Annotated in this window: 7 protein-coding genes; 2 read left to right on the forward strand and 5 right to left on the reverse strand. The window is 65.4% G+C overall.

Annotated features, from left to right (window positions below; all coding sequences use genetic code 11):
- Positions 1–22: 22 nt before the first annotated feature.
- The 5 genes from Mth01_RS20810 to Mth01_RS20830 are packed head-to-tail and all read right to left on the reverse strand — an operon-like array spanning position 23 to position 5,272.
- Positions 23–661, reverse strand: coding sequence for a histidine phosphatase family protein (locus Mth01_RS20810; protein ID WP_204017579.1), 639 nt, complete (start codon positions 659–661; stop codon positions 23–25).
- A gap of 21 nt (positions 662–682) precedes the next feature.
- A complete protein-coding gene (locus tag Mth01_RS20815; RefSeq protein WP_204017580.1) occupies positions 683–1,195 on the reverse strand; it encodes an FkbM family methyltransferase in 513 nt (170 codons plus the stop codon).
- Positions 1,189–2,745, reverse strand: a complete 1,557-nt coding sequence (locus tag Mth01_RS20820) for a hypothetical protein (protein ID WP_204017581.1) — start codon at positions 2,743–2,745, stop codon at positions 1,189–1,191. Before Mth01_RS20820 ends, Mth01_RS20815 begins: the two co-directional genes overlap by 7 nt.
- Before the next feature lie 45 nt (positions 2,746–2,790).
- Positions 2,791–3,942: a glycosyltransferase family protein gene (locus tag Mth01_RS20825; RefSeq protein WP_204017582.1), complete on the reverse strand. Its 1,152-nt coding sequence runs from the start codon at positions 3,940–3,942 to the stop codon at positions 2,791–2,793.
- A 13-nt stretch (positions 3,943–3,955) separates the two neighbouring features.
- Positions 3,956–5,272 carry a N,N-dimethylformamidase beta subunit family domain-containing protein gene (locus Mth01_RS20830; protein ID WP_204017583.1) on the reverse strand — a complete coding sequence of 439 codons (1,317 nt, stop codon included), beginning with the start codon at positions 5,270–5,272 and terminating at the stop codon, positions 3,956–3,958.
- Positions 5,273–5,800: 528 nt separating this feature from the next.
- Between Mth01_RS20830 and Mth01_RS20835 the strand changes: the two genes are divergently transcribed.
- Together Mth01_RS20835 and Mth01_RS20840 are read left to right on the forward strand one after the other, a co-directional pair.
- Positions 5,801–6,712 carry an AAA family ATPase gene (locus Mth01_RS20835; protein ID WP_239089860.1) on the forward strand — a complete coding sequence of 304 codons (912 nt, stop codon included), beginning with the start codon at positions 5,801–5,803 and terminating at the stop codon, positions 6,710–6,712.
- Positions 6,712–7,266, forward strand: coding sequence for a guanylate kinase (locus Mth01_RS20840; RefSeq protein ID WP_204017585.1), 555 nt, complete (start codon positions 6,712–6,714; stop codon positions 7,264–7,266). The genes Mth01_RS20835 and Mth01_RS20840 overlap by 1 nt, the downstream gene beginning before the upstream one ends.
- Positions 7,267–7,653 lie beyond the last annotated feature (387 nt).

The raw sequence follows: 7,653 nt of genomic DNA on the forward strand, positions 1-7,653 counted from the left end.
CTCGTCCGTACTGAATCGGGTCTCATCGGGTGCTACCGGTGGGCAGGTGCCAGGCCAGCTCGCCGGGCGGCGCGTTTGTCAGCCGGATTCGAGGCGCATTCTCGGCGAGTTCGACCCAGGTCACGCATCCTGAACCGGGCACGTACTCAAGGTAACGCTCGAAGCCGTGCTGCGTCAGTCTCAGCAGGAGACAGGCGATCCCGCCGCCGTGCCCGACCAGGATGGTCGTGCGGTGTGGACCGGCGCAGATCTCTTCCCACAGACTCCCATAACGGGCTTGTACGTCTTCGGACGATTCCCCGCCCGGCGTGCGGAGCTGATGGATGGGGACACCCCGGCAGGCGGCCTCCTCCGCCGCGAGCCCCCGGGGCTGGCCGGCAAGATGACCGCTGTTTTTGGCGGCCAGCCGACTGTCCACGCGTGCGGCTGTCGGCGCGAGCACGGCCGTGAGGAGCGCCGCCGATTCGCGGCATCGGGACATCGGACTGACGAGCATCTGGTCGGCCACGACTCCGGCCGCAGCGAGGGCGGCGCCAACCGTACGGATGTCGTCACGTCCGCGTTTGCTGAGGGTGCCACCGACGGCCTGACCCTGATGGATGCCGCGCGCGTTCTCCTCGGTCTCACCGTGCTTGATCAGGTAGATGTGCTTTGAGCGCATGGTGTTCCGTCCTCTCTCCGGTCAGTCCCAGTCACGGACGTCGATGCAGGCGGAGACGGCGGTGACGAGCTGGTCGTGATCGGCGCGACTCATGGCTGGGAAGCGGTCGTGGTGCCACTCGATGTAGAGGATGGAGATGAGGTTGATCGTGCCGTCGGCGACCAGCTTTCTGAGGACGGGGTACTCGGCGCCCTCGATGTCCATCTTCACGACGACATGGTCGTCCGGAGTGACGGTCCGGCGCAGCCAGGCGCTGAAGTCGATGGCAGGGACCGGAACCGGTGAGTCGTAGTCGATCTGCTGGTCGTACACCGGCGGGACACGCTTGCCCGGCATCACGGTGGAGCTCTCGTGGTGGCCGAGGAAGAGGTTGATCGTCCCGTCGTGTGTCCATACTGCGCTGGGGGAGACTTCCACCTGGGGCGAGTGAGGCGCGCGTGCGACTTCGCGGTGGATGGCTGGCAGAAGCTCCTTGTTGGGCTCGAAGGCGTAAAAGTCGTGATCGGGGAGCTCCTTGATGAAGCGGCTCAGCACGATTCCGAGGTTGGTTCCGCAGTCGACGAGAACTTTGCGCACAGAGGACTCCCATGGTCGGTTGTGGAGACGGGCAGGTGGATCTCCTGCACGACTTGGTCGGCGAGCAGGACGAAGTCACCGGTATCCGGGCGGTAGCAGCGCTCCTGGTAGCGAATGATGATGCGGCGCACCGGTTCCTTCCCGCGGTATGGAGGAAGGTCGCCCCACTGGTAGAGCTGGCCGCCGGGAGCCTTGAGACGGCGCAGACGCCGCGGTAGCGGACTCTTCGGCGTATCGGCGCGGAGACGGATGAACATCGCTGTCAGGAACGCGATGTGCTCGATCGCCTGCTTGTCATCCGCCTGCACCTGACCCTGAGCCTGCTTGAGGCGATGAAGTTCATCGCGGTCGTTCACCGCGTGGACGAGTCGGTCGCGGAGGTCCCGGTCCCAGACGATGCCGAGGTGGCCGTGGACAACGGGTTCGTCGGTGAAGAAGTAGCCCAGAACGCGACCGAACTCGCGCTCATAGGGGCACATGAAGTTGTTGTAGAGACCCAACGTCGCGCCGGAGGCGGTTTCCACCTGCCAGTGGATGCGAGCTGTGAAAGGTGAGTCCCACCAGCCCAGGTGCCAGGGTTGCCACAGTAGATCAGCTGCGCTGAGCAAGAGCGCCGCGAGCGCGATCAGTGCGGCGAGCCAGCCGAATGCGGTGTCGTACTCTGCGTCGGGGAGCAGTGCGACAGTGATAGCGAGGGCGATGTTGGTGCCGATGTTCTCCCAGAAGAAGATGCCGGAAGCGAGAACGACAGCGATGTTGAAGAGGGCGGTCGCCGCGAGGATCGTGATCAGCAATCGGCGATCGAGAAACGCGACGAGTCCGGCGGCCTCGACGGCCATTGTGAAGAAGTTGACCGGACGATCGACGAGGCGCACTCGGCGCAGCATGCGGGACACGGTCTCAGCGCTTAGAAAGCGTGCCCAGCCCCAGCAGTACGCGGAAGCCATGAGGTAATGGGTGCGGTTGTGCCAGGCCCAGGACCACGGCCATGGTCCGAGCCGGGCCTTGCTCCACGCCGGCTTGACGTAGTGGGAGAGCGAGACGCAACCGAGCACCATCAGCAGCCCTGCGGTGGATCTTGTGCTCCCGAAGGGCGTCGCCACCAGGAACCAGGCGAGGTATGCCTTGAGCAGCCGCAGGGGCATCATCGCGTGGTGCTTCCACCCATTCAGCCGACCGCAAATGACGGTGAGCCACGGCAGCAGGGCAGGCGGCCAAAGGCAGGATGCCACCGCAAGGAGTAGAAGCACCGCTTTGGCGTGGCGTTGCGGCCTGATGGGTTGGGTCACGTCGTAGTCGCTCGTGGCACCCTGCCAGGTGAGCATGATGATTACGAAGGCAACGAACCAGCGGAAGGGGCCCGGGTCGGGCAAGGGGAGGAAGACCATCGCCACGGAGGGGACGGCGGTTGCAAGCGACGCGAGCAGGAGCGTCGGTCGACGGGACAGTGCCCGCACTGCCGGGGAGACGGCGAAGCGGTAGCAGAAAACGACGGCCGCCACGGTCACGGCAGTGGGCACGTACGCGGGGACTGAAGCCAGGTCCACCGCCGCCTACCGAACGGACGAGAAGGGGATGCGTCGGATGCGCCCACGGGTCGTCGGCAGTGCCTCCAGGTAGGAGGCGATCCGCTCTCGGGAGTCCTGGACGAGGTAGAGGTTCCGGTGCCGTTTGACATTGGCGCGAAGCTCCCGGGTCCGGTTGAGGAAATGGAGCACGGATCCGCTGTCGATCCGTGGAGCGGTGGTGCCGAGCTCCGCCTTGTGGACCTCTCTCGCGCACCAGTGCTGGTCGTACGTCGGCAGGGGCACCAGGTGGACCGGCTTGCCAAGGACGAACGCTTCGCTGATGAGGTTGAAGCCGGCGTTGGAGAAGACGGCATCGGAACGCGCGAGGTCGGCGACGAACGCGTGACGGTCGAAGGGGCGGATTTCGATCCTGGCTTCGGCGTACTGACGCAGTGTCCCGATCTCGTCCGAGTGCGCGTAGATCCGCAGGGCTCTGTCGGGAACGTACCGGCGGAAGACATTGGCGAGGGTACGGACGGAGTCCTCCGGGCCATGGCCGAAGTACCGGGAGAAGTAGGCCGTGGCTACCGGCTCGTTCGTGACCTGAGCGGAGCGGACGAAGTCCGGAACGATGGGGGCGATGAACTCCAGACGTGGGTCGGTGGCCTCCAAGGGGACGTAGGAGCAGATGAAGGACCGGTCGACGCGGGGCGTGAAGTAGCGCAACCGCTGCTCGTCGGCGGTGCGGGCGTACTGGCCGACCGGCGGCAGGTCGAGATGCCGGTACTTGCTCTGCTGGTCGACCGAGATGAGCGGCCTGCCGAAGTGATAGGCGAGACGGGGCGTGTTGGGTTCGTAGTCCGTGATGAACAGGTCGGGGACGCCGGTCTCGCCGATGATGCGGCGCAGGCGCAGGTGTTGGTTGACGCCCGCGGGAGCCTGCCGGATGTTGGCGCGTATGGCGTCGACCGCGTGGATACGGTCTCCGCGAGCAAGGAGCGTCGGCATCCACCCGCCCCACGCGGGGAAGCCGAGGTCGCGGAAGTACTCGACGCGGGTGCTTCCGTTGGTGATAATCCCCACCTGGTGACCGCGGTCACGCAAGTACTGGGCGATCACACTCTGCCTGATGGAATGCCCCATGCCGATGCCGTTGACGCCGATGATCACATTGAGCGGCTGCGCGAGTCCAGACACGACGGTCCCTTCGTCAGGAGAGTCGGGTGATGACATTGCGTGTGATGGCTTCGACCTTGGAGTCGATGGTGAGCAGACGGGCCCAGTCGGTGGTGGCGGCGGTGAAGACGGTGCCGGTCGCGGTGTAGAGCCCGAGGGTGGCGGCATGAGGGCTGGCCAGCGGTTCCCTGGCGGCGAGATTCCAGCCGGAGGGCAGCGGGGCGATGCCGAGGATCTCGAAGCCCTCGGGAGTGCCGTCCTGACCGGTGGGTCGGGGGCGCCCCTGCCCATCGATCTCGTACGCGGCTCCGTCGCATTCGTAGCCGATGAGTGCGTTATCGCGGCCGACGACGTCTCCGTTTCGGAGGCCCGTGCCGGAGTACACCCAGTGGTCGGCGTTGGTGACGGTGAACCCGAGGGGTGTGCGTGGTCCGTCCCAGTGCCCGCCGCCGTTCCGGTAGCTCACGCCGATGAGGGCGTTCTCCGGCTCGGACTCCCACCAGTGGTCAGGGCAGCCGTACGAGCCGTCCGGATCCGTTCCGGCAGGGGCGCCGGGAGGAAACTTCGCGCACTCCAGGGCGGCGCGGTCCTCGTCGAGTCTCACCCGCCACCAGCAGGTGTTGGCGCCGAAGTTGGCGATGTTGCCGCCTGCGTCGCGGAAGACGGTCACGTTCCGTCGGGCGGCGGCCGTCCAGTACTCGTCGTGCCCCGCTGAGACCAGGAGTCGGTATCCGTCGTCAAGGAGTCGGCCTTGATCAAGGTCGAGGTCCGTGCAGTAGTCGCTCTGGATGCCGTTACGTTCCATCCAGGCGATGAAGGGGGCATCCCAATGCGCGAATGTCTGCCGGGGCGACGTGGTGTCGTACGGGTCGGGCAGACCCTTCACCGGCCCGCCGACACCGCCTCCGGGGCGGCGCAGAGTCACCCGGGAGGTGCTGTACAGGCTGCCGCCGCCCGCCATGTTGTAGGCGTGGTACGTGGAGATGGGGACCTTGTAGAGGACCCTGCGGCCTGAGGGGAAAGAGGGAGTGACGACCAGGAGGAACCTGGCCTCGCGCGCATCAATGGGCGGCTTACCAGGACAAACGCCTGTGCTCAGAACTCCGATGTAAACCCCGGATCGCCAGTCTCCGGGTACGCGAAAGTCGTAGGCCGGCCACTGCCAGTCCTCGTCGGACCGCCCAGGTGCGGCATCCCGTCCAGGCCACTCGGCGTGCCCTGTGTGCTCTAGATCCGAGCCCCAGCGGTAGAAGTCGACCCGGAAGTGATCCGCGGAAGTGGCGATGTGAAGCCGGATGCTGTCGCCGGCCTGGACGCTGGGGGACGCGGGGTATCCGTTGATGCCGGTCATGAATGCGTCCGTGGCTTCGCGTCGTCGCTGAAGCGGGGGCGACAGCGATCGGCCTGCCCGATGCGGGCTTCCCAGCCCAAGGTGTCCAGCCGGTGGCTGGGCATCCCTATCCAGTCGCAGTACTCGGCGGCACGCGAGCGGGGGTAGGCGATCTGGCACTCGGACCACTCAGCCGCGCCGCTGGTCTGCTCTCCGATGTCGGGCACCTGAACTCCTTCATGAACTCTTAGCGGGGACCGCCAGTTGGGAAACGTGGCGGGCTGGCAAGGTCCATGACAGCGAGGTTCGGGTCGTGCGTGTATCACGTTGGGTTAGCGGAGCCCTTCAACGCCCAACGACCTGAATTTTCAACATCTGCTTACGCACGACATCACACGGGGAAGACTTAGCGTCGCGACCATGCGGAACGACAGGCAGGCGGTAGTTGACGTGGCGAGGGGCCGTGCGGGATGGCGTCCGGATAAGCTCCGCGAGGTCCGCGAGGCACACGGACTGACACTTGAGCGTGCTGGCGAGAGGCTGCGTGACGTGGCCACCAAGGCGGGCATCACGGTGCCGGCCGCCAACTTCCAGACACTGTGGCAGCACGAGCAGGGCGAGGTGTATCCCGGCCCCCACTACCGGCGTGCGTACTGCCTCCTGTACCGCGGCACAGAGCCTGAGCTCGGTTTCCGCCACGCCCTGCCCGATGAAGTCACTCAGCTGAGCCTTACGCCCTCGGCAGAGACCCACAACGGGGCCCACGTCCTCGCTGTTGAGCGCGCCCTCTCTCTGATCACGCCAGGGACCGATGCCGACGCCGTCGGCATCGGTATTCAACAGCGGATCATCGACGCGTGGAAGCGTCGTCAGACGGGCGGAGATCCTCATCGCCCGTCTCTGCTCATCGTCGGCGGCTTCGCGGGCAGTGGGAAGTCGGAGTTCTCTCGCTTCGTCTCCCAACTGACGGGATGGCCCGTTCTAGACAAGGACCCCATCACGCGACCCCTGGTCGAGCGACTACTGGTCGAGTTGGGCAGTGACCCCAACGATCGGCACTCCGATCTCTATCGTGAGCAGGTCCGGCCTCTGGAGTACCAGTGCCTGCTGGAGACGGCATACGCCAACATCGACTGCTCCATCAGCACAGTGCTGACCGCACCTTTCATCTCAGAGGTGACGGACGTTCGCTGGATGCAGCGGCTGACCAACCGATGCGAGGCCAGAGGTGTCAGCGTCTCCGTGGTCTGGATCAAGTGTGACTTGGAAACAATGCACGAATGCATAAGCTTCCGGTCCGCTGCTCGGGACAGTTGGAAGCTTCGGCATTGGAACGTCTACGTGAAGACCATCGATGTCGAGCTGCGTCCCGCCGTTCCCCACATGGTGGTGGATAACCGCCTCGGCGCAGCGATATCGCTCACTGACCAGGTGCGACAGGTGTTTGGAACGGTGTTCTGATGAACCAGGGAATCCTGCTGTACGGCCCGCCTGCCGCCGGCAAGGATACGGTCACGACAGCCCTCGCTCAACTCGACCCGCGTTACAGCCTCTTCAGCCGCCTGAAGGTCGGCAGCGGGAAATCCGCAGGTTACCGGATGGGCACATCCGGACAACTGGCCGGACTTGAGGCACGCGGCGACGTCATCTACCGCAACGATCGTTACGGCAACACCTATGTTGTCGATCGTCCGGGCCTCAGGTCGGCCATGGAGGACGGGCGCGTTCCCATCCTCCACCTCGGCCAGGTGGCGGGAATCGAGGCCGTGACCACTCACTACCCCGCCACTTGGTCGACGGTACTGCTGTGGTGCTCTCGGGAGACCACAGCTGCCCGTTCGCAGGGGCGAGGCGACAGGGACACACAGGACCGGCTCGCCGCCTGGGATGCAACGGAACAAGACCTGTCCGCCGGTAGTCACCTCGTGTGGAACCTGCGTGTGGATACCGACCACGCCTTCCCGGCAGACGCCGCAGCTCTCATTGATCGGCTGGTCCGCGGGGATGCTGCTTAGCGGGGCCGTCCTTTTCCTGAGTCAAAGCCGCTTCACGTCGCTATACGACGCGATGTTACGTAGTTAGGGCGATCAAAGCTCTCTGAGTAGCTGCTCAGCACACAGTCTTCGTAGCGATGGGGTGCGTTCCGAGTCGGTCCTATGCAAAAGAGATCTTCTCTAGGGGATCTCGTCCTGGGCATGCGTGATGACCTGGCACGATCGATGGCATGAGTGCTGTTCCTCCCGGATCGGGCTGGCCGGACGACCCCGCCGGGCCCGACACCCCCGTCGCCCATGACGCGCTCGAGGTGGCCAAGCTCGCCGGCGAGAGCCGTACGGTCGCGGAGCTGACCGCCCGCCAGTCGGTCTGCCGGGCCTGCCCCCGGCTGGTGGAGTGGCGGGGGG

Origin of the sequence: Sphaerimonospora thailandensis, from assembly GCF_016863115.1 — a bacterium.
In the GTDB taxonomy this organism is placed as follows: domain Bacteria; phylum Actinomycetota; class Actinomycetes; order Streptosporangiales; family Streptosporangiaceae; genus Sphaerimonospora; species Sphaerimonospora cavernae.